13 protein-coding genes and 1 tRNA gene are annotated in these 19780 nt (G+C 73.3%); 7 read left to right on the forward strand and 7 right to left on the reverse strand.

Annotated features, from left to right (window positions below; all coding sequences use genetic code 11):
- Positions 1 to 71: 71 nt before the first annotated feature.
- Both ABZY45_RS01680 and ABZY45_RS01685 read right to left on the reverse strand, forming a co-directional pair.
- Positions 72 to 503: a nuclear transport factor 2 family protein gene (locus tag ABZY45_RS01680; RefSeq protein WP_356735011.1), complete on the reverse strand. Its 432-nt coding sequence runs from the start codon at positions 501 to 503 to the stop codon at positions 72 to 74.
- A 475-nt stretch (positions 504 to 978) separates the two neighbouring features.
- Positions 979 to 1051 (reverse strand) — tRNA-Arg (locus ABZY45_RS01685).
- 318 nt (positions 1052 to 1369) lie between these two features.
- Here ABZY45_RS01685 and ABZY45_RS01690 point away from each other — a divergent pair.
- The 7 genes from ABZY45_RS01690 to ABZY45_RS01720 all read left to right on the forward strand — a co-directional run bounded on the left by ABZY45_RS01690 (position 1370) and on the right by ABZY45_RS01720 (position 10420).
- Positions 1370 to 3013 (forward strand): dynamin family protein, encoded by a 1644-nt coding sequence (locus ABZY45_RS01690; RefSeq protein ID WP_356735013.1) that lies wholly within the window; start codon positions 1370 to 1372, stop codon positions 3011 to 3013.
- The gene (locus ABZY45_RS01695; RefSeq protein ID WP_356735015.1) at positions 3010 to 4956 is read left to right on the forward strand and encodes a GTPase; all 1947 of its coding nucleotides are present in this window, start codon (positions 3010 to 3012) and stop codon (positions 4954 to 4956) included. The genes ABZY45_RS01690 and ABZY45_RS01695 overlap by 4 nt, the downstream gene beginning before the upstream one ends.
- A gap of 297 nt (positions 4957 to 5253) precedes the next feature.
- A complete protein-coding gene (locus ABZY45_RS01700) occupies positions 5254 to 5679 on the forward strand; it encodes a single-stranded DNA-binding protein (RefSeq protein WP_356735017.1) in 426 nt (141 codons plus the stop codon).
- Positions 5680 to 5934: 255 nt separating this feature from the next.
- Positions 5935 to 7410, forward strand: a complete 1476-nt coding sequence (locus ABZY45_RS01705) for a Cys-Gln thioester bond-forming surface protein (protein ID WP_356736542.1) — start codon at positions 5935 to 5937, stop codon at positions 7408 to 7410.
- 225 nt (positions 7411 to 7635) lie between these two features.
- Positions 7636 to 9300 (forward strand): energy-dependent translational throttle protein EttA, encoded by a 1665-nt coding sequence (ettA, locus tag ABZY45_RS01710; RefSeq protein ID WP_356735019.1) that lies wholly within the window; start codon positions 7636 to 7638, stop codon positions 9298 to 9300.
- A 5-nt stretch (positions 9301 to 9305) separates the two neighbouring features.
- Positions 9306 to 9728, forward strand: coding sequence for a thioesterase family protein (locus ABZY45_RS01715; protein ID WP_356735021.1), 423 nt, complete (start codon positions 9306 to 9308; stop codon positions 9726 to 9728).
- Complete coding sequence (locus tag ABZY45_RS01720) at positions 9725 to 10420, forward strand: hypothetical protein (protein WP_356735023.1); 696 nt, start codon at positions 9725 to 9727, stop codon at positions 10418 to 10420. Before ABZY45_RS01715 ends, ABZY45_RS01720 begins: the two co-directional genes overlap by 4 nt.
- A 133-nt stretch (positions 10421 to 10553) precedes the next feature.
- Here the strand turns inward: ABZY45_RS01720 and ABZY45_RS01725 are convergent, their stop codons facing one another.
- From ABZY45_RS01725 to ABZY45_RS01745, 5 genes are all read right to left on the reverse strand, one after another.
- Positions 10554 to 11510, reverse strand: a complete 957-nt coding sequence (locus ABZY45_RS01725) for an ABC transporter ATP-binding protein (RefSeq protein ID WP_356735025.1) — start codon at positions 11508 to 11510, stop codon at positions 10554 to 10556.
- Positions 11507 to 14278: an FtsX-like permease family protein gene (locus ABZY45_RS01730; protein ID WP_356735027.1), complete on the reverse strand. Its 2772-nt coding sequence runs from the start codon at positions 14276 to 14278 to the stop codon at positions 11507 to 11509. The genes ABZY45_RS01725 and ABZY45_RS01730 overlap by 4 nt, the downstream gene beginning before the upstream one ends.
- A 1-nt stretch (position 14279) precedes the next feature.
- Positions 14280 to 17627, reverse strand: coding sequence for an FtsX-like permease family protein (locus ABZY45_RS01735; protein WP_356735029.1), 3348 nt, complete (start codon positions 17625 to 17627; stop codon positions 14280 to 14282).
- 165 nt (positions 17628 to 17792) lie between these two features.
- On the reverse strand, positions 17793 to 18197 hold the full coding sequence (locus tag ABZY45_RS01740; protein ID WP_356735031.1) for a globin: 405 nt from the start codon (positions 18195 to 18197) through the stop codon (positions 17793 to 17795).
- An 84-nt stretch (positions 18198 to 18281) separates the two neighbouring features.
- Positions 18282 to 19688 carry an FHA domain-containing protein gene (locus ABZY45_RS01745; protein WP_356735033.1) on the reverse strand — a complete coding sequence of 469 codons (1407 nt, stop codon included), beginning with the start codon at positions 19686 to 19688 and terminating at the stop codon, positions 18282 to 18284.
- Between the last annotated feature and the right edge of the window lie 92 nt (positions 19689 to 19780).

Consider the following 19780-nt stretch of genomic DNA (forward strand, 5'->3'; position numbering starts at 1 on the left):
CGTGTGCGGTTCCGTGTCAGGTGACCGATGCACGCACCAGGGCGATCGCCGGCGGATCGCGCCGCGGGCGTCTACGAAGGCGTGGGCGCGGGGGCCAGGCCTGCCGCGACGAGACCGGTGAGGACGGCTTCCCCGAGGGCGTGCACGGCCGACTGCGGGCGGACCATGACGGTGATTTCCTTGATCAGCCCGTCGTCGTCGAAGTGCAGCAGGTCGATGCCGTGGATCTCCTTGCCGCCGGCCTCGGCGCGGAAGACGAGAACCGCGGACGGTGCGGTGCCGCCGTCGCCGCTGGTCTGTGCGGAGCCGGTGTGGTGGCCGATGTAGCGGAAGTCCTCGAAGGTGCGCAGAAGGACCCCGAGGAGCCCCATCACCATCGGCTTGCCCTCGAAGGGCGTGAACTTGACGGGGCTGAAGAGGCGGATGTCATCGGTGAGCAGGCCGTCCAGGGCATCGAGGTCCCGGTTGTCGACGGCTGTGCGGAAGAGGTCTGCGGCGTCCACGGATCATCTCCATACTCAAGAATCTGACTAATCATTTTCATGAGTATCACGGTCGACCGGTGCGGCGACAGAGGTGCGCGAGGAGCGGTTTCGGGGGCAGGGCGGTTCCCCGGCCGCGCGGGAGCGGCCGAGGCGAACACCGGATGGCAAACCGCGTGCGGCGGCGGGGCGAAGGGGCCGTGCCGGATGAAGCCGCATGTCCGGGGTATCCGCCGGACATGCTCGCCTTGACCGCCTACCGCTCGTACCACGGCGCAACGACCGTATGGGCCTTCGTGGTTGCCGTACTCATCGTGCTCGTGGCGGCTTGGTACGTCCGGCGCCGGAGGTAGGCGAGCCGGGGTGGCGTGGACCCGCCCCGCCGTGACCTGTGAACGGTCGGTGCTTACACGTTCGCTACGCGGCCCTCGCTACCGTGCGGTGACCTGCGAAAAAGGCCCTCCCGGCGGGAGGGCCTGACGTGCTGCGCGATGAGCGCCCCCGGCAGGACTCGAACCTGCGGCCAAGCGCTTAGAAGGCGCCTGCTCTATCCACTGAGCTACGGGGGCCGGGTGTCGGCCTGGTGCCCCGGAAGGCGCTCGTTCAAGCCATCCGCGACCGTGCCGGGACAAGGATAGGGCTCAGATCGCCTCGTCCCGGTTGCTTCACCTGCGTGGCACGATGTGGAGGTTCGGTGAAGCGAACCGATAATCGCAGGTAGGTGCGATTCATGCATCGCTTTTGGCGCCTCGCGCCCCGGGTGTTGTGCACTCGTTATGCCTGCGCCCCACTCGTCCCCTCTGTCCCCCGGGAGAGTTCCGCCGCGCAGGGGGGCCTATACGCTTCAAAAAGACGTCAAAATTGGGCATTCTTCACATGTGGTAACCATGGATGTACGGCCCCAGCTCATCGACGCACTTTCCGCCCTGCGCGACCGTGTCGCTGCCGTGCGTCTCCCACTCCCGCTGCCGGGGGCGCCGCGCGCCCGGCAGACGCGGACCGAACTGCTCGCCCAGCTCGACGACTACCTCCTGCCCCGGCTCAAGGACCCCGAGGCACCGCTGCTCGCGGTGATCGGGGGATCCACCGGCGCCGGCAAGTCGACGCTGGTCAACTCCCTGGTGGGGTGCCGGGTCAGTGAGGCCGGGGTGCTCCGCCCGACCACGAGGACCCCGGTGCTCGTCTGCCACCCGGACGACCACCACTGGTTCGCGGGCGTGCGGGTGCTGCCGCAGCTGACCCGGGTGTGGCTGCCCCCGGGGCAGGTCCCCGACCCCGACGGGCTCGACCACCTCGGGGGCGACGGGGACCGCGACGAGACCGTGCTGAGGGTGGAGACCGCCGCGACCCTGCCCAGGGGCCTCGCGCTCCTTGACGCACCCGACATCGACTCGCTCGTCGTGGGGAACAGGGTCCTCGCCGCCGAACTCATCTGCGCCGCCGACGTCTGGATCATGGTGACCACGGCGTCCCGGTACGCCGACGCGGTGCCGTGGCATCTCCTGCGTACCGCGAAGGAGTACGACGCCTCCCTGGTCACCGTCCTGGACCGAGTCCCGCACCAGGTGATCGCCGAGGTCTCGCGGCAGTACGCCGCCCTGCTCACCCGGGCCGGTCTGGGGCACGTGCCCCGCTTCACCATCCCCGAGCTGCCCGAGTCCGCGGGCGGGGGCAGCGGGCTGCTTCCCACCACCGCGGTCGCCCCCCTCCGGTCCTGGCTGACGCACCGCGTGCAGGACCCGGCGGCCCGTCAGCAGGCCGTAGGACGCACGGCGTCGGGGGTCATCGACTCGCTGAACGTGCGCATGCCCGAGCTGGCCGCCGCGGTGGCCGCGCAGTACGCGGCGGCCGTGCGGCTGACCGGCGTGGTCGAGGAGGCGTACGGGAAGGAGCTGGCGCGCGTGCGCAAGCGGCTCCAGAACGGCTCCGTGCTCGCCGGCGGCGCCCGTACCCGGTGGCGCGGCTATCCGCTCTACAGCACGGCGGGAGAGCTGCTGGACTCCCTCGTGGAGAGCCTGGCGGCCCTGTTGCAGTGCGCGGTCGCAGCCGCCGACGAGCAGATCCGCACGACCTGGCAGCGCGAACCCGCAGCCGGGGGCTTCCGCTTCGAGGACGCGGGCCGGGAGGCGGGCGGATGGGGGCCCGCCGAGGACGTACAGGGCCGGATCGGGATGGCCGTACGGCGCTGGCGTCGGGTCCTGGAGGAACTGGCCGAGGAAGAGGCCCGGCTCCTCGAACGCAATGCCGCGCCGGACGCGGAGACGGTGGCCGCGCTGCTGGCGGCGGCGCTTCTCGGCGGGCGACGCGCGCGGGGCGCCGGTGAGCAGCTCGCCGAACGCATCGGGGCGCAGGGAGCGCTGAGGCTCCGCGACAAGGGGGGCGCACTCCTCACCACCTGCCTGGACCAGGTCCTGAACGGCGAGCGTGACCGGCGGCTCGCGCCCCTGGACGCGCTCGAGGTCGCCCCGGATCCGCAGGCCGAACTCATTGCCGCGCTGTCCGTACTGCAGAAGGAGAGGTGGCAGCGATGACTGCCGTCACTGACCAGGGCCGGGACCACGGGCAGGGGCCGGAGGGCGGGAAGGCCGGGGAACCGGACGCGGGCGACGGCCGGCGCTGGGACGACGGGCTCATCGCGCGCCGCGCCGCAGAGGCCGCCCAGGAGAAAGCGGAAGGGCCGAAGCCGCCCCCGGAGGAGGCCGGGCCCGAGGTCGAGGCGTACGGGCTGCCCGGCAGCCCACTGCGGCCGAGGCTCGACGCGCTGCGCGAACTGGTCGGGCTCTCCCGCGCGCGGCTCGACGGGGACACCCTCGCCGAGGCGGGGCGGGTGCTCGACGAGGCGTCGGCACGCCAGCGGCTCTCCTCCCGGCACACGGTCGTCGCGATCGCGGGGGCCACGGGCAGCGGGAAGTCCACCCTCTTCAACGCGCTGGCGGGCGTACAGATCTCCGACACCGGGCTGCGCAGGCCGACCACCTCCGCGCCGATCGCCTGCAGCTGGACCGACGGCGCCGCGGGGCTGCTCGACCGGCTCGCGATTCCCGGCCGGCTGCGGCGAAGGCCTGTGCAGGGAGGCACCGCCACCGACGAGGCTCTGCAGGGGCTCGTCCTGGTCGACCTGCCCGACCACGACTCGGCGGCGACCGGTCACCGGGCCCAGGTGGACCGGGTGCTCGCCCTGGTCGACGCGGTGATCTGGGTCGTCGACCCGGAGAAGTACGCCGACGCGGCCCTGCACGAGCGCTATCTGCGACCGCTCGCCGGACACGCCGAGATCTCCTTCGTCGTCCTCAACCAGATCGACCGCCTTCCGGGCGAGGCCGCCGACCTGGTGCTGGACGATCTGCGCCGCCTGCTCGACGAGGACGGCATGGCGGTGGGGGAGCACGGCGAGCCGGGCGCCACGGTCATGTCGCTGTCCGCGCTCACCGGCGAAGGAGTCGGCGAGCTGCGCGAGTTGCTCGGCAGGTTCGTCCAGGACCGGACGGCCGCGGCCCGCAGGCTCTCCGCGGATGTGGACGCCGCGGCGGCCAGGCTGCGGCCGGTGTACGTCGCCGAGGGCCGGCCCGGGCTGGGGGAGCGCGCCCGCGAGGAGTTCACGGACCGGCTCGCGGAGGCCGTCGGTGCCGCGGCGGCGGGGCAGGCGGCGGAGCGGGAGTGGCGCAGGAACGCGGGACGGGCCTGTGGGACGCCCTGGCTACGGCTGTGGCGCTGGTACGAGTCCACCCGGCAGCTCGGCGGGCTGGACCTGATGGCGCAGGCGCTCGCTCCCCCGGAGGAGGAGCTCACCGCCCGGCAGCGGGTGGAGCAGGCCGTACGGAAGCTGGCGGACGACGCGGTCGACGGACTGCCCGCGCCCTGGGCGCAGGCCGTCCGTGAGGCGGCCGTGGGCGGGGCGAAAGGGCTGCCGGAGGCGCTGGACGAGCTGTCCCGGGCCGCGCAGACGGGTGCGGGAGGCCGGGGCGGCCGTTCGGGCCGTGACACCGCTTCGACCGGTACGGGACGGGGCACGGTCAAGCCGGTGCCGGGCCCGGTGGGCCGCGGGGCCGCTCCGGCCGGCCGGGCCGGCGCTCCCCTCGTAGGGTCGGCGGGCGTCCGTGCCGCCAGGCCGCCGCGCCCCGCGTGGTGGCCCGCGGCTGTGCTGGCGCAGGCCTCGATGACGCTGCTTCAGCTCTTCGGCGGTCTGTGGCTGCTCGGCCAGATCGTGGGGGTGCTGGAGCCCGGGCTGGTCGTCCCCGCCCTGCTCATGCTGGCCGGCGTGATCGGGGGGCCGCTCGTCGAGTGGTCGTGCGCCGCCGCTGCCCGCGGGCCCGCGCGCAGGTACGGGCAGGAGGCGGAACGACGGCTCCGCGAGGCCGCGGCCGGCTGCGGCAGGGCCAGGGTCCTGGACCCGGTCGCGGCGGAACTGGCGCGCTACCGCGAGGTGCGGGAGCGGTATGTGGCGGTGACGGAGTTTTCCACAACCGGCCGGTAATCCACAGGCTTCCGCGGGATTCCCCATTTCCGTCCAGCATGGTGACAACGCAACGCAACGCAACGGAACCAACGCATCGGACGGACACACCTGGAACGCATGCCGGGGTAACGCCTGCCCGCGGAACCCATACCGGCAGACGGCGAAGAGTGCCGGCGGCCGAGCGGGACCGCGCGGACCGCGTGGGGCCGAAGCGCGTCGCGCGTCTTCGCGACGCATCGGTGCAGGCCGGACAGCGGGACGGAAAGCGGACGGAATGCGGCAGGGAAGCAGCGATAAACGAAACGGGGACGGAAAATGAACGAGACCTTGGTGACGCTGGTGGGGAACGCCGCCACGCCGGTGGACTTCCGGGAGACGGCGGCGGGGTCGACGGCACGCTTCCGGATGGCGGTGACGCCCCGGCGGTGGGACCGGGAACAGCAGGTCTGGTCGGACGGCCGCACGAGCTTCTACACGGTGTGGGCACGGCGGACGCTCGCGGTGAACCTGTCCGGTTCGGTGTCGGTGGGGGAGCCGCTCGTCGTGCACGGCCGTCTGAAGGTGCGCGAGGAGGAGCGGGACGGGGTGTGGAAGACCTCCGTGGACGTCGAGGCGGTGGCGGTGGGACACGACCTGACGAGGGGGACGGCCGCGTTCCGGCGGGTGGTCAGAGCCGACCCCGCCCTTACGGCGCCTACGCATCGTCAGAAACCGGCCACGGAAATGGTATCGATGTCCTGAACAAGGGGGGCGCGCCGAAGAGAGCTGTAACGATTGCGATTCGGAATGCTTATCTGACGCTATGACGGGGGACTGTCACCCGCTCGCTCCTTACGATTCCCCAGTACTCATGCGGCACTTGAGTTTGCTGGCGAGACACCTCCCACACGCGCATCACACGCGCATCATCCGTGAAGGTCTCGCCCGGAGGGGAATTCTGTGTTTTCTGTGTCTTCAGCATCCACTTCGTCGCCGACAGCGGCGACGGAGGGCTCCATAGGGAGCCGGAGCGGGAGCAGGCGATACGGCCAGGAGCCGGCCGGGACCGGGCGGGGCCGCGGTCTCGTCAAGGCGGCAGCGGCTGTACTGGCCGCCGGGCTGGTCGCAGCGGGCACCCTCGTGGGTGCGAGCGCGGCGACGGCGGCTCCGGCCGACGAGACGGGCCAGCACCAGGGCGGCGCGACCGCCGTACTGGACGGGCTGAAGACCTACGACAGCGCCCTGCTGCGTACGGCCGGTGAGAACGGCGAGAAGGCCACCACCCAGGAGCTCCCCGCCGGCCTCTTCGAGCTGGACGTCGACGGTGGCGGCCAGCTGAAGACGTACTGCATCGACATCCACAACCCCACGCAGGACCGCGCGAAGTACCTGGAGACCCCCTGGGCCCAGACCTCGCTGGGTGCCAACGAGAACGCGGGGAAGATCCGCTGGATCCTCCAGCACTCCTACCCGCAGGTCGACGACCTCTCGGCCCTCGCCGGAGAGGCCGGCACCGGCCCGCTCACCGCGAAGACGGCCGCCGCGGGCACCCAGGTCGCCATCTGGCGCTTCTCCGACAAGGCTGACGTCGAGGCCAAGGACGAGCACGCGGAGAAGCTCGCGGACTGGCTGGAGAAGAAGGCCGAGAGCCTCGCGGAGCCCAAGGCCTCCGTGGCGCTGGAGCCCGCCGCCGTCTCCGGCAAGGCCGGTGAGCGGGTCGGTCCCGTCACCGTCCGCACCGACGCCGGACAGGTCTCCGTGACCCCGCCCGCCGACGCCGCCGCGGGCGGCGTCACGGTCACCGACAAGGACGGCAAGCCCGTCACACAGGCCGCCGACGGCACCGGTCTCTACTTCGACATCCCCGAGGGCGCCGCCGACGGTTCCGCCGCGCTGACGGTCCAGGCCACCACCTCCGTGCCGGTGGGCCGGGTGTTCGCCGGGCTGACCAAGAGCCAGACCATGATCCTCGCGGGCTCCAGCCAGTCCACGGTCACGGCCACGGCGACCGCCACCTGGGCCGAGAAGGGTGCGGTTCCCGCGCTCACCGCGCAGAAGAACTGCGCCAAGGGCGGCGTGGACATCACCGCGAGCAACAAGGGCGACGAGCCGTTCACCTTCGCGCTCGCCGGTGCGGAGCACACCATCGCGGCGGGCGAGACCCGCACGGTGACGATCCCGGTCGCCGAGGACCAGGCGTACGACTTCACGATCACCGGCCCCGGCGGGTTCAGCAAGAACTTCAAGGGCGTCCTGGACTGCGAGACCGCAGGCACCCCCACCCCGGACGACGGCGTCGGCACCCAGAGCGGCTCCGAGCCGGTGCCCGCCCAGACCGGCACCAGCTCCACCGGTGCCGAGGGTGACCTCGCCGCGACCGGCGGTTCCAGCGCCACCCCCGTCATCGCGGGTGTCGCCATCGCCCTGGTCGTGCTCGGCGGCGGCGCGGTCTTCTTCCTCCGCCGGAAGAAGCCGCAGAGCAACGGTGAGTGACTGAACGCTGAGCGCTGAGCCACGGGCGCAGCGCGGGAACGCGCCGGTGAGGGCCCGGTACGGACATCCGTACCGGGCCCTCGCGTACCCCGGGTGCGCCCTCACGGACGCACCCGGTACGCCCCCACGGGTGTACCGGGGACCGGACGGGTTTCCGTCCGGGCGCGGACGTCAGGCAAGATGGGTGTATCTGCCCACACCTCTATTGCTGCCGGACGGTTTCTCTTGGCTGAGTACATCTACACCATGCGCAAGACGCGCAAAGCGCACGGCGACAAGGTGATTCTCGATGATGTCAACCTGAACTTCCTGCCCGGCGCGAAGATCGGTGTCGTGGGGCCCAACGGTGCCGGCAAGTCCACGGTGCTGAAGATCATGGCGGGCCTGGAGCAGCCGTCCAACGGCGACGCCTTCATCTCGCCCGGCTTCAGCGTCGGCATCCTCATGCAGGAGCCGGAGCTCGACGAGAGCAAGACCGTCCTGGAGAACGTCCAGGACGGCGCCGCCGAGACCATGGGCAAGCTCAAGCGCTTCAACGAGGTCGCCGAGCTCATGGCGACGGACTACTCCGACGCGCTCATGGACGAGATGGGCAAGCTCCAGGAGGACCTGGACCACGCCAACGCGTGGGACCTCGACGCCCAGCTGGAGCAGGCCATGGACGCCCTGGGCTGCCCGCCCGGCGACTGGCCCGTCGTCAACCTCTCCGGTGGCGAGAAGCGCCGTGTGGCGCTCTGCAAGCTCCTCATCGAGGCCCCGGACCTGCTCCTCCTCGACGAGCCCACCAACCACCTCGACGCCGAGTCGGTGAACTGGCTGGAGCAGCACCTCTCGAAGTACGCGGGCGCCGTCGTCGCCGTCACGCACGACCGGTACTTCCTGAACAACGTCGCCGAGTGGATCCTCGAGCTCGACCGAGGCCGCGCCCTGCCCTACGAGGGCAACTACTCCACGTACCTCGACAAGAAGGCCGCCCGCCTCAAGGTCGAGGGCCGCAAGGACGAGAAGCGCGCCAAGCGGCTCAAGGAAGAGCTGGAGTGGGTCCGCTCCAACGCCAAGGGCCGGCAGACCAAGTCCAAGGCCCGTCTCGCCCGTTACGAGGAGATGGCGGCCGAGGCGGACAAGATGCGGAAGCTGGACTTCGAGGAGATCCAGATCCCGCCGGGCCCGCGTCTCGGTTCCATCGTCGTCGAGGTCGAGAACCTCTCGAAGGCCTTCGGCGACAAGGTCCTCATCGACGACCTGTCGTTCACGCTGCCGCGCAACGGCATCGTCGGCGTCATCGGTCCGAACGGCGCGGGCAAGACCACGCTGTTCAAGATGATCCAGGGCCTGGAGACGCCGGACTCCGGCGCCATCAAGGTCGGCGACACGGTCAAGATCTCCTACGTCGACCAGTCCCGCGCCAACATCGACCCGAAGAAGACCCTCTGGGCCGTCGTCTCGGACGAGCTGGACTACATCAACGTGGGCCAGGTCGAGATGCCGTCGCGCGCCTACGTCTCCGCGTTCGGCTTCAAGGGCCCGGACCAGCAGAAGCCGGCCGGCGTACTCTCCGGTGGTGAGCGCAACCGCCTGAACCTGGCGCTGACGCTCAAGGAGGGCGGCAACCTGCTGCTCCTCGACGAGCCGACCAACGACCTCGACGTCGAGACCCTGTCCTCGCTCGAGAACGCGCTGCTGGAGTTCCCCGGTGCGGCGGTGGTCATCTCCCACGACCGCTGGTTCCTGGACCGCGTCGCCACGCACATCCTGGCGTACGAGGGCGACTCCAAGTGGTACTGGTTCGAGGGCAACTTCGAGTCGTACGAGAAGAACAAGGTCGAGCGTCTCGGCGCGGACGCGGCCCGCCCGCACCGTGCCACCTACAAGAAGCTCACGCGAGGCTGATCGACTTGGCCCGTCACATCTACAGCTGCCCGCTGCGCTGGTCGGACATGGATGCCTTCGGCCACGTGAACAACGTGGTCTTCCTCCGCTATCTGGAGGAGGCGCGCATCGACTTCATGTTCCGGCTGGCGCCGGGGGACGGTTCGCCGTCCTTCTCAGGCGGCTCCGTCGTGGCCCGGCACGAGATCGACTACGTGCGCCCGCTGGTCCACCGGCACGCCCCGGTGACCGTCGAGTCCTGGGTCACGAAGATAGCCGCGGCGTCGCTGACGATCGCGTACGAGATCAAGGACCCCGAGCAGGTCTACGTACGCGCCTCGACGGTCGTCGTGCCGTACGACCTGGCGGCGGAGCGGCCCCGGCGGATCACCGCCGAGGAGAAGCTCTTCCTCCAGGAGTACCTCGACCAGGAGCCCGCCGTCGCATGACAGTGCCTGTACGGTCGCTGCGGTTCGCCGACGCGAGGGAGGCGGCCGATCTCGCCGCCTTCCTCGGCAGGCTGCTGCACTACGACCGGGCCGCCGCCGTCCGCCTCCAGGCGGGCGGCGGCGCGCTGGCGGTGTTCGGCCGCCCGCCGTCGTTCGAGGTCCTCGCGATCCGCACGGTCCGGCTGCCGGAGGCCCACGACTTCGACCTGACCGTCTCGGCCGGTGAACTCCTCGAAGCGCTCGACACCGACGGGGCGGACGGCCCCGCGGGCGTGGGTGCTCTGCCGCAGCCCGTCACCGGCCCCCCGTGGGCAGGGCTGCTGCCGCCGCGCGGCGGCTGGCAGGAGCGCCCCGGCCTGCCGGACCCGGCCGACCTGCGCACCGCGCTCGCCGACGCCGTGGCCGAGTTCCGGGCCCGCGACGCGGCCCTGCCCGAGGAGCGGCGTAACCGGGCGGAACGCGATCTGATCGGCCGCGACATCTGGTCCCGTAAGGTCGGGCACACGGAGCTGCCGCTGCGCGCGGTGCACGCCGCCCAGTCGCTCGGCTTCCTGCGCGCCGCGCCCGGCTTCCCCGTCGCCCTGATGGCGTCCGGTGCCTGGCTGCGGCTGCGTACCCCGTTCGGCTCGATCGCGCTGCGCGGTGCGGGCGGAGGCCTCGGCACACTCGCCGTGACGGTCGGGACGGCCTGAGCACTCGGGCCCTGCTGCACCTGCCGGTGAGCCCCCGGCTCACCGCGCGGGCCCTGCGGGACCCACCGGCAGGTCCCGGCTCACCGCACGGGCGCGCCGGGGCTCGCCGTACGGGGGTCCGGGACCCCGCGGCTCACTTCCCGGCGGCGTCCGGCCACACCCCGATGTGGTCCTGCTCCAGCTCCAGCAACACCCGGTGCTCCATCCCCAGCGCCTCGGTGTAGTCGGCGGGCAGTTGGAGCCGGCCGGCCCGGTCGAGCATCGCGTACTCCCGTGCCACCTGAGACTCCTGTCCCGTCGCCGCGTCCACCTCGGTGCGCCGCAGCACCTCGGACGACGTACGGCCGTCGCGGATGGCGACCGTGCGGCGCACCTCGTTCGCCACCGCCTGGTCGTGCGTGACGATGACGATCGTCGTACCGAGTTCCTCGTTGGCCCGGCGGAACGCGGCGAACACCTGCTCGCCGGTGGCGGAGTCCAGCTCGCCCGTCGGCTCGTCGGCGAGCAGCACCGAGGGGTTGTTGGCCAGCGCCACCGCGATCGCCACCCGCTGCTGCTGGCCGCCGGACATCTGGGCGGGGCGGCGGTCACGGCAGTCCGCGACCTCCAGCATGTCCAGCAACGACTCGGCGCGCGCCGCCCGTTCGCGGTTGCGGCCACGGCCGCGCAGCTGCATCGGCAGCGTGACGTTCTGGACGGCGGTCAGATACGACAGCAGATTGCGTGAGGTCTGCTGCCAGACGAAACCGACGACGTCGCGGCGGTAGCGCAGCCGCTCCTTCTGGCCCATGGCCAGCAGGTCGCAGCCCGCCACCTTCGCCGACCCCGCCGTGGGCACGTCCAGGCCGGCCAGGATGTTCATCAGCGTGGACTTCCCGCTGCCCGAAGCGCCGACCAGGGCCATCAACTCGCCCTCGGTGACGAGCAGGTCGAGGCCCTGGAGCGCCTGCACCTCCACCCCGTCCGTGGAGAAGATGCGCACCAGCCGGTCGCACGCGATCAGGGCGTCGTGCCCGTACGACGGCCGGTCCCGACGCGCGGCGGCCCGCTGTTCGAGTTCCGCCAGGGTGGTCTCTGTCGATGACGTCACCGGGTGTCTCCTGCCCTGAGTTCCTTGATCGATCCGCGGCGGCTCGACCACCACGCCTGGACGCCGGCCACGGTGGCGGCGAGGAGAACCACGCCGAGTGCCGGCAGGGCCAGCGACCACGCGTCGGTCCGCAGCGTGGCGGTGTGCGGGGCCGACGGGGCGCCGCCGGCCAGCGCCAGCGCCTCCAGGTCGATCCCCGGTGCCAGCAGGGCGATGGTCGCCCAGCCCACGAGGAGCCCGCCGAACGCGGCCAGCAGCGCCTGCGGCATCGCCTCGAAGGCGAGCAGCCGCCGGCCCTGCCGGGTGGTGAGCCCCATCGTCCGCAGCCGGGCCAGGAGCGTGGTGCGCTCCGGGGCGGTCTGCAGCAGCGACAGACCCACGGCGAGCAGCGCGTAGCCCGCTCCCGCCGCGACGGCCGCCGCGTAGATCCGTTCCGCGCCGGACTGCATCGGGGTGTCGGTGAACGCCCCGCGCTCGGCCGACCGCAGCCGCAGCTGGTAGTCCGGCCCCGCATCGCGCGCGACGGCCCGCAGCCGCTCGGCGTCGAGCGAGACCCCGGTGACCAGGAGCGTCGTGGGATCGCCCAGGGCGAGGCCCCGCGCGTCGACGATCAGGAAGTCGGAGTCGTCCACCGCCGAGGTGCGGGTCAGGACGGCGGCCACCCGCACCTCGATGTCCCCGTGCTGCGACCGGATGGTGAGCGGCCGGTCGCCGAGCCGCTCGGCGAGCGCCGGCGAGGCGACGGCCGGTAGTGCGCCGCCCTTCCCGCCCGCGCCCTTCAGCGCCGCTGCGGGGAAGGCGGGCAGCCCGGTCCCGCGCGCCAGCCGGGTGTACGAGCCGGGGTCGACACCCAGCAGGGTCGCGCGCTCGGTGTCCGATCTGACGTCCCGGGAAGCCGCCAGCGGGGTGCCGTACTCGATGCGTACGGCCGCGACGTCCTCGACGCCGTCCACCGCGCGGACCTGACGTACGGCGCCCTGGGAGAACGGGGCCGGCCCGCCCTCCCCGCTGATCCGGGCGTCCGCGCCGACGGCCCGCAGCGCCGCCTCGTCCCGCGCGTCCGCGATCCCCGCGAGCACCGAGCCTCCGAACGCCGCCGTGGTCAGCGCGATCAGCAGGGCCAGCAGCGGCAGCGTGCCGCTGGACGAGGCCCGGCCCGCGCGGGCCAGCGCCAGGAAGCCGACCGCTCCGCGCAGCCTCGCCACGGGCCTGGCCGCCAGCCGCAGCGGCAGCGGGTAGAGCCGCACGAGGACGAGCGCGGCGATCAGCCCCACCAGCACGGGGGCCGCGCTCACCAGCAGATCGGCTCCCGAACCCGTCGACGTGCCGCGACGGCGCAGTGCGGCGACCGCGCCCACCGCGAGGACGAGCACGGTGAGTTCGGCGACCGTACGCCGGCGGCTCGGCCGCGTGGCCGTCATGTCCTCGCGGGCGCCGTGCAGCAGCGGCCTGCGGTGGAGCAGCGCCGTGCGCAGCGGCAGCACCGCGCAGACCAGTACGGCGACACCGGCAGCGGCCGTCGCCGCGGGCAGGAACCGCGCCTCGCGGACGAGCAGGACCGCCGCCAGCAGCCCGAGCGCCGCCGCGGGCAGCACGGCCACCGCCGTCTCGGCCAGCAGCCGTCCGCCGATGCCCCGCAGCGAGCCGCCGCGCGAGCGCAGCAGCGCCAGCTCGTGGTGGCGTCGCGCACCGATCAGCCCGCCGGTCATCAGCAGGACGACCGCACCCACCACCCCGATGCCCACCGCCGCGACCGTGACGACGGGACCGATCGCGGAACGCATCGAGGCGTAGGCGTCGAGGATCGCGTCCAGGTCGGTGGTGAGCGTCGTGTTCGGCCCCGCGATGTCGCGCAGCGTCAGGAGTTCGGGGCCGTTCTCCATGGCGGCGACGGCCTTGCTCAGCCGGGGCGCGTCCGCGGAGGTGAGGCCCGTGGCGTCGGGCGCGAGACGCCAGTACAGCTCCGGGTCGCCGCTGGTGGCCAGCAGCGCCGGGGCGGCGTCCGTGGGCAGCAGGAGGGCCGCCGCCCAGTAGAAGGTGGGGACGGGTGACCGCGGGTCCCTGACCAGGGAGGGGGCGCGGTACAGCGGATCGACCGCCCAGTAGCCGCTCTCCGGGCGCAGCGGTGTGACGACGCCGGTGATCCGTACGCTCAGCGTCTGCCCGTTCTGGGTGGGCACCGCGATCGTCGAGCCCGGCTTCATCTTCAGCTCCGCCGCGGTCTCCTCGGTGACCGCCGCCTCCACCTCACGGGTGGCGAGGGTCACCTCGCCCCGCACCGCCGGCCAGCGCCCCGCCCGCAGCGAGCTGTGCTCGGAGAGCGCCGCGGGGGCGGCGTAGGTGAGCTGCGGCGGGAGCGCGTTCGGCCGGGGCAGCCAGGGCTCGGTCGCGACGAGGGGCGTCGTCGTGTGCGCCCCGTACGAGGAGTTCGCCGGATCGGCCCGCAGCGGATCGGCGAGCGCCGCCGTCAGCGCGTCGTCGGCCTCGGACAGGGCCTTCTGCCGCATCGCCGACTCCCGGACAGACGGTGCCTGCCCGAGTGCGGGCGGAGGCGTCGTCACCTCCAGCACGCTCTGGCCCGGCGCCGCCGTCGTCAGGTCGTGGCGCAGCGCCTTCGATTCGTACGCGTCCACCGCCCGGGGAAAGACGGCGGCGAGGAACGCGGTCAGGAACACGAGGACCGCCAGGGCGGCCGAGATGCCGGGAGCGGTACGCAGCCTCGTACGCACCCAGGGGGCGCAGGCGGCCGTCGTCTTGGCGGCGTTCATGTCAGTTGTCCCCCTGGTGGCGCAGCGATACCGCGGGATCGGCGCGGCGCAGTGTGATCGCGGCGACGATCAGCAGCGGCAGCGCGGCGACCGAGGCCAGCAGCACCGCGACCTGCCCGGCCGGGAGGAGCACCAGGACGTCCGGCACCGGACGCGCGGCCTGCCCGGTCAGCACGACGAGCGGCACCACGGCCCTGGTCAGCACCGCCCCGAGGGCGAGCCCGATCAGCAGGGCGAGAGCGATCAGTACGCCCTGCTCGGCGGCCAGCATCCGGGCCAGCCGCCGACGGGGCGCCCCCAGCGCCCGCAACACGGCGAACTCGGCTGCCCGTTCGCGCTGCGATCCCACGAGGCCGACGCCGAAACCGACCGCGGCCAGGGCGGCGGCCACCACCGCGACCGCCAGCAGCGCGGACTGCGGACCCGCGCCCAGCGGATCGTCCGCCAGCTCCCGGGCCACCTCGTCCCGCACCCGCGCCTGAGCGGGATCGGTACCCGGCAGCGCACGCAGGTGCGCCGCCACCTCGGCACCATCCCCGGGCGCGGTGCTCAGCCACCACTCGGTGGGCGCCAGGGTGGCCCCCGACCGGTGCGCGAGCACCTCGGACACGGCCCGCAGGTCCAGCAGCAGGCTGCCGCCCGGTTTCGTGGACGACTCGGCGCCGGAACCGGCCGGGCCGGCCGCCTCGGGGGAGCCCGTTCCGGCCGCCCCGGTGCCGGTGGTCGGCAGCTGCCGCACCGCCTTCACCAGCTTCACCCGGACCGTGTGGCCCGCCAGCGTGAGATCGATCTCCTGGCCGGGCTTCGCCCCCGCATACGTCAGGTACGCGTCGGTGGCCACCGCCTTCAGCGCGGGCGCCGCCGGACGGGCCGCCGTGATCCGTAGGGTGCTGACGGGCTCGGTACCGAAGAAGGACTCGTCCGGCAGGGCCGCTCCGGTGCCGTAGCGGAAGGAGGGCGCCGCACCCGAGCCGGTCACCGCCCGTACGCTGTCGGCAGGGTGTGTCTCGCCCGCCTCGGTCACCGTCGCCCCGGCCTGCCAGCGCACCCCCTCGGACGCCGGTGCGGGCTGCTCACCGCCGCCGGAAGTGAGCGCCCGGAGTCCCGTCACGGACACCTGCCGTTTCTCGGAACGCCCCTCGGGCACCTCGCCGTCCACTTCGAAGCCGGTCACGGCCAGGCCGCCCGACGCGGAGACGGGGAAGGACAGGGTGTGCGCGCCGCCGTCCACGGGCACGGTCCCGGCGCCGACCCGGTACCCGATGCCGTAACGGTCCTCCAGCAGCACACTGATCAGCGTTGCCGCACCCGACGGTGACTTTCCGCCCGGGGCCGAGGTGTCGCGGATCCGGAGGTCGAACAGCACCCGGGTGCTGCCCTCGGGCAGCACCACCCCCGTCCGCGCGGTCCTCGGCGGGGCGATCGCGGCGAAGAGCCGCTCCGCAGACGCGCCCGCCAGGTCCTTCCGCATCAGCATCCCCTCGTCCGCGTGCGCGGTGTCGAGGGCCAGCACCTCGGCCGTCCGTCCCCCGGAGAGCTCCGCCGTCGTGCGGAACGCGGGAGCCGCCTCCCGTACGCCCGGGAGATCCGTGTACGCCGCCGACTTCGCCGGGTCGCCGGCCGGCGCCCCCACCACGCGTACCGAGGCGCCCGACCTGAAGTCCGCCTGGTCGCCCTGCGAACGGTCCCAGGACGCGCTCTGCCCGACGGCCAGCATGCCCATCGCGACCGAAAGGACGAGCAGCAGCACGGGGCCCGCACCCCGCAGCGGCCGGCGGCTGAACTGCCAGCCCGCCAGCGCCGTGAACAGCCCTCGCCCGCCGGCCGCGCGCCGCTCGGCGAGCCGGGCCGCGGGGGGAAGCAGCCGCAGGGTCAGTACGGTGCCGGCCAGCAGGGCCAGCGCCGGAGCGGCCACCAGCAGGGGATCGATGCCCAGCTCGCCCTTGCGGTCGCCGGTGAGGGCGCCGCCGCCCGAGGACCCGGTCTGCCGGTCCAGCTGCCAGTACGCCACCCCCGCGACGAGCAGCAGCCCGAGGTCGGCGCCGGCGCGTACCGGGGTGGGCAGCGCCGTGGCCCGGGAGCCCCGGCGCCCGGCCGCTCCCGCCGTCAGCGCGGGGGCGACCACCGCGAGCGCGCAGGCCAGCGCGACGGCCGCGGCGACCAGCCAGACCGTGCCGTCCACACCGCCGTCGAGCCGCAGCCCGATCCGCCCGAGGTCGCTGCGGTCCGCGAGCAGCCGGGTCAGCGGCCCGGCGAGCAGCGGGGCCACCACGGCGGCCGGTACGGCGAGCAGCAGCGCCTCGATCGCGGCGAGCGAGGTGATCCGGCCCCGCGAACCTCCCCGCGCGCGCAGCAGTTCCGTCTCACCGCCGCGCTCGCTGCTGAGCAGGCGGGCCACGAGCAGCAGGGCGTACCCGGCGAGCAGGACCAGCTGGACCGCCACGATCATGATCGTGGAACGGGAGACCAGCAGCGCCCGGTCGATCTGGTCGATGACGGTCGGCAGCGACGTCCGTACCGTGGCCCCGTCGCCGAAGACCGGGGCCGCCGACAGCGCCTTCGGCCCGTCCGTCGCGGCCCGGCGCAGCGCCTCGGTCCGGTCGGTCGTGACCGTACGGAAGTCGGCGGCGGCCAGCCAGGAGACCGGGCCCGCGGTGAGCCGGCCCGAACCCAGCACGGCCGGGTCGGCGAGCAGCGGGCCGTAGGTGGTGAAGACGACCTCGCGGACCCCGCGCCCGCTCAGCGGGTCCAACTGCCAGTAGGGATCGGTCTGGTCGGACGCCTCGTACAGACCGGTGACCTCGATCCGCAGCGGTGCGTCCTTCAGCCGGTCGGTGAGGGTCAGCCGGGCGCCCGGCCGAAGTTCCAGGGCCTCGGCGGAGGCGCGTGGCAGGGCCACCTGCACGGGGTCCCCGGCGGCTCCGGCCCCGGCGTCCGGCATGCGGCCGTCGGTGAGGCGGACACGGCTGCGGTCGAGGGAGGCGAGATGCGTCAGATCGGGCTCGCCACGCCGCTCGGCGGGCGTCTGGAGACTGCGGGGGAGGGCGTACGGTCCGGAACTCTCCAGCTTCCGTACGGTCACCGGCAGCCCGCCGAAGGTGTCGCGGGCCGCCCGGCGCACCGTGGCGTCGGCCTCCTCGCGGCGCTCGCGGTCCACGTCGGCGGAGACGAAGAGCGATGCCTGCGCGGCGGAGCGGTGGGTGAGTGTGTGCCGCAGGGCGGCGTTGCCTATGGAACCCGAGAACGCGGTGAGGGCGGCCAGCACACAGGTGGTGAGCAGGACGGCCAGCACGGCCGCCGTGAGCAGCAGCCGGTGCGCGCGCACCCGCAGAAGGACGAACCCCGTCACCTGATCCCCCGAACCTCAGCAGCGCCACGCCCCGTACACCCCGTACGCCCCCGACGTCCCCCGGATGCTTTCAGAGCGCGCGGGTCCTGGAAACCGCCTGTGGGCGCACCTTGATGGGATCGTGACCGTTATGCGGCGGTGGAGTACCGGAATCCGCACACGGAGTCAGTCCGCCGTGTTGACCATCGAGGCGGCGGCGTAGGTGAGGTAGTCCCACAACTGCCGCTCCAGCTCCGGGGGCAGCCCGAGCTCGTCGAGCGCCACCCGCATGTGACCGAGCCAGGCGTCATGAGCCGCCCTGTCCACCTGGAAGGGGGCGTGACGCATCCGCAGCCGGGGATGCCCCCGCTGGTCGCTGTAGGTGCGCGGACCGCCCCAGTACTGCATGAGGAACAGGGCGAACCGCTCCTCGGCGGGGCCGAGATCCGCCTCCGGGTACATCGGACGCAGCAGCGGGTCGTCCGCGACGCCCTGGTAGAAGCGGTGGACCAGGCGCCGGAACGTCTCCTCGCCGCCGACCTGCTCGTAGAAGGTCTGCTCCTGAAGCGTGTCGCGCGGAATCTCTGTCACCCGTCCATCGTCGCAGACGCACCGGCCGAGGACCGGGGTCCTAGGACCCCGGTCCTCGGCCGCGCGCTTCCCCGGCCCGCCTGATCAGTCGCGGCGGACCGTGATGGTCGTCCACGCACCGACGTGCACCTGGTCGCCGTCCTGGAGCGGGACGGGGACGTACGGCTGGATCGGGTCCTCGGCGCCGTTGAGCGTGGTGCCGTTCGTGGAGTTCTGGTCGACGACCGCCCAGCTGCCGTCCGGCTGCTGCACCAGCACGGCGTGCTGGTGCGAGACACCCGGGTCCTCCGGCGGCCTGGCCAGGTCGATGTCGGGGGACTCGCCGGTGCTGTGCCGGCGGCGGCCGATGGTGATCTGGTTCCCGGTGAGCGCGAGGCGCTGCTCCGGGGAGTACGCCGGCAGGTTGAGCCCGGTCGCCTCGGGGCCGCTGCGCTGCATCATCGCCAGGAAGTAGTCACGGTCCGGAGCGATGACCGCCGTCCAGCTGCCCGGCCCCTGGTCCCTGCCGCTCTGGACGGGGCCCTGCCCCGGAGCCTGCCCGTGAGCCTGGCCCGGGAACTGCTGCTGGGGTGCCTGGGGCTGCGGCGCCTGCTGCTGCGGTGTCTGCGGGCCCTGCTGGAAGCCCTGCGGAGGCTGCTGGCGCGAGGGCGGCGGCAGCATCCAGTCGTCCTCGCCGCCGGGCTGGGGTGCCTGGGGCTGCGCGGGCGCGGGCGGCGCGGACTGCTGCTGGAACGACGGCGGGGCCGGCGGGCCCGGCCGCTGCGGGTCGAAGGGCGAGGGCGGGGCCTGCGTTCCGCCCTGCTGACCCTGCGGACCGCCGGGCTGCCCCTGCGGAGCGAACGGTGAGGGCGGGCCGGGCGGGCTCTGCTGCCCCTGCCGGCCCTGCTCCTGCTGCTCGAACGGCGACGGCGACTGCTGCTGGAAGGCCGGCGGAGGCGGCGGTCCCTGCTGGAACGCCGGGGGCGGAGGGCCCTGCTGGAACGAGGGCGGCGGAGGCGGTCCCTGCCGCTCACCCTGCTCCGGAAGACCCGGCCGGGAACCCTGCTCCGGCGAGAGCGGCTCGGCGGGCCGGTTCACCTGCGAGGGCCGGGAGCCCTGGTACTCGAACGGGTCCCGCTGCTGCTGCGGCGGCGGACCCTGCTGGGCCTGGAAACCCGGCGGGAGGTTCAGCCCCGGCACTCCCGAGCCCACGCCGCCCTGCGGGGCGAGCGGGGTGTACGACGTCGCCGTGTTCGTGAGGAAGTTCCAGCGGCACTCCTCGCAGAACGGCGCCATCGCCTCACGCGGGGTACGGCACTGCGGGCAGAGCTCGGCCTGGGCGGTCGGCTCCCCGGAGCCGGGCCCCTGCGGGTAGCCGTAACCGGGTGCGGGCGGCGGGGGAGGCGGCGGCGGGACCGCGCCCGCGGGCGCGCCCGCTCCGGCCATGCGGTGTCCGCAGACCTCGCACCAGTCCTCGGAACCCGACTGGTGTCCGTTCGGGCAGGTCGGCATGTCGGCGCTTCCCCCTCTCCTCGTCCGGCCCGGAGGCCGCCATGCTTGTCGGTGCACCGTCCGGTCGGCCGGGTCGGCTCTCCGTGCGGTTG

The organism is Streptomyces sp. NPDC006516 (genome assembly GCF_040611875.1).
In the GTDB taxonomy this organism is placed as follows: Bacteria; Actinomycetota; Actinomycetes; order Streptomycetales; family Streptomycetaceae; genus Streptomyces.

Coding starts and splice junctions, on each gene's coding strand:
- ABZY45_RS01700 (WP_356735017.1), top strand. CDS start 5,254: ATGAACGAGACCTTGGTGACGCTGGTGGGGAACGCCGCCACGCCGGTG.
- ABZY45_RS01745 (WP_356735033.1), bottom strand. CDS start 19,688: ATGCCGACCTGCCCGAACGGACACCAGTCGGGTTCCGAGGACTGGTGC.
- ABZY45_RS01720 (WP_356735023.1), top strand. CDS start 9,725: ATGACAGTGCCTGTACGGTCGCTGCGGTTCGCCGACGCGAGGGAGGCG.
- ABZY45_RS01730 (WP_356735027.1), bottom strand. CDS start 14,278: ATGAACGCCGCCAAGACGACGGCCGCCTGCGCCCCCTGGGTGCGTACG.
- ABZY45_RS01695 (WP_356735015.1), top strand. CDS start 3,010: ATGACTGCCGTCACTGACCAGGGCCGGGACCACGGGCAGGGGCCGGAG.
- ABZY45_RS01690 (WP_356735013.1), top strand. CDS start 1,370: ATGGATGTACGGCCCCAGCTCATCGACGCACTTTCCGCCCTGCGCGAC.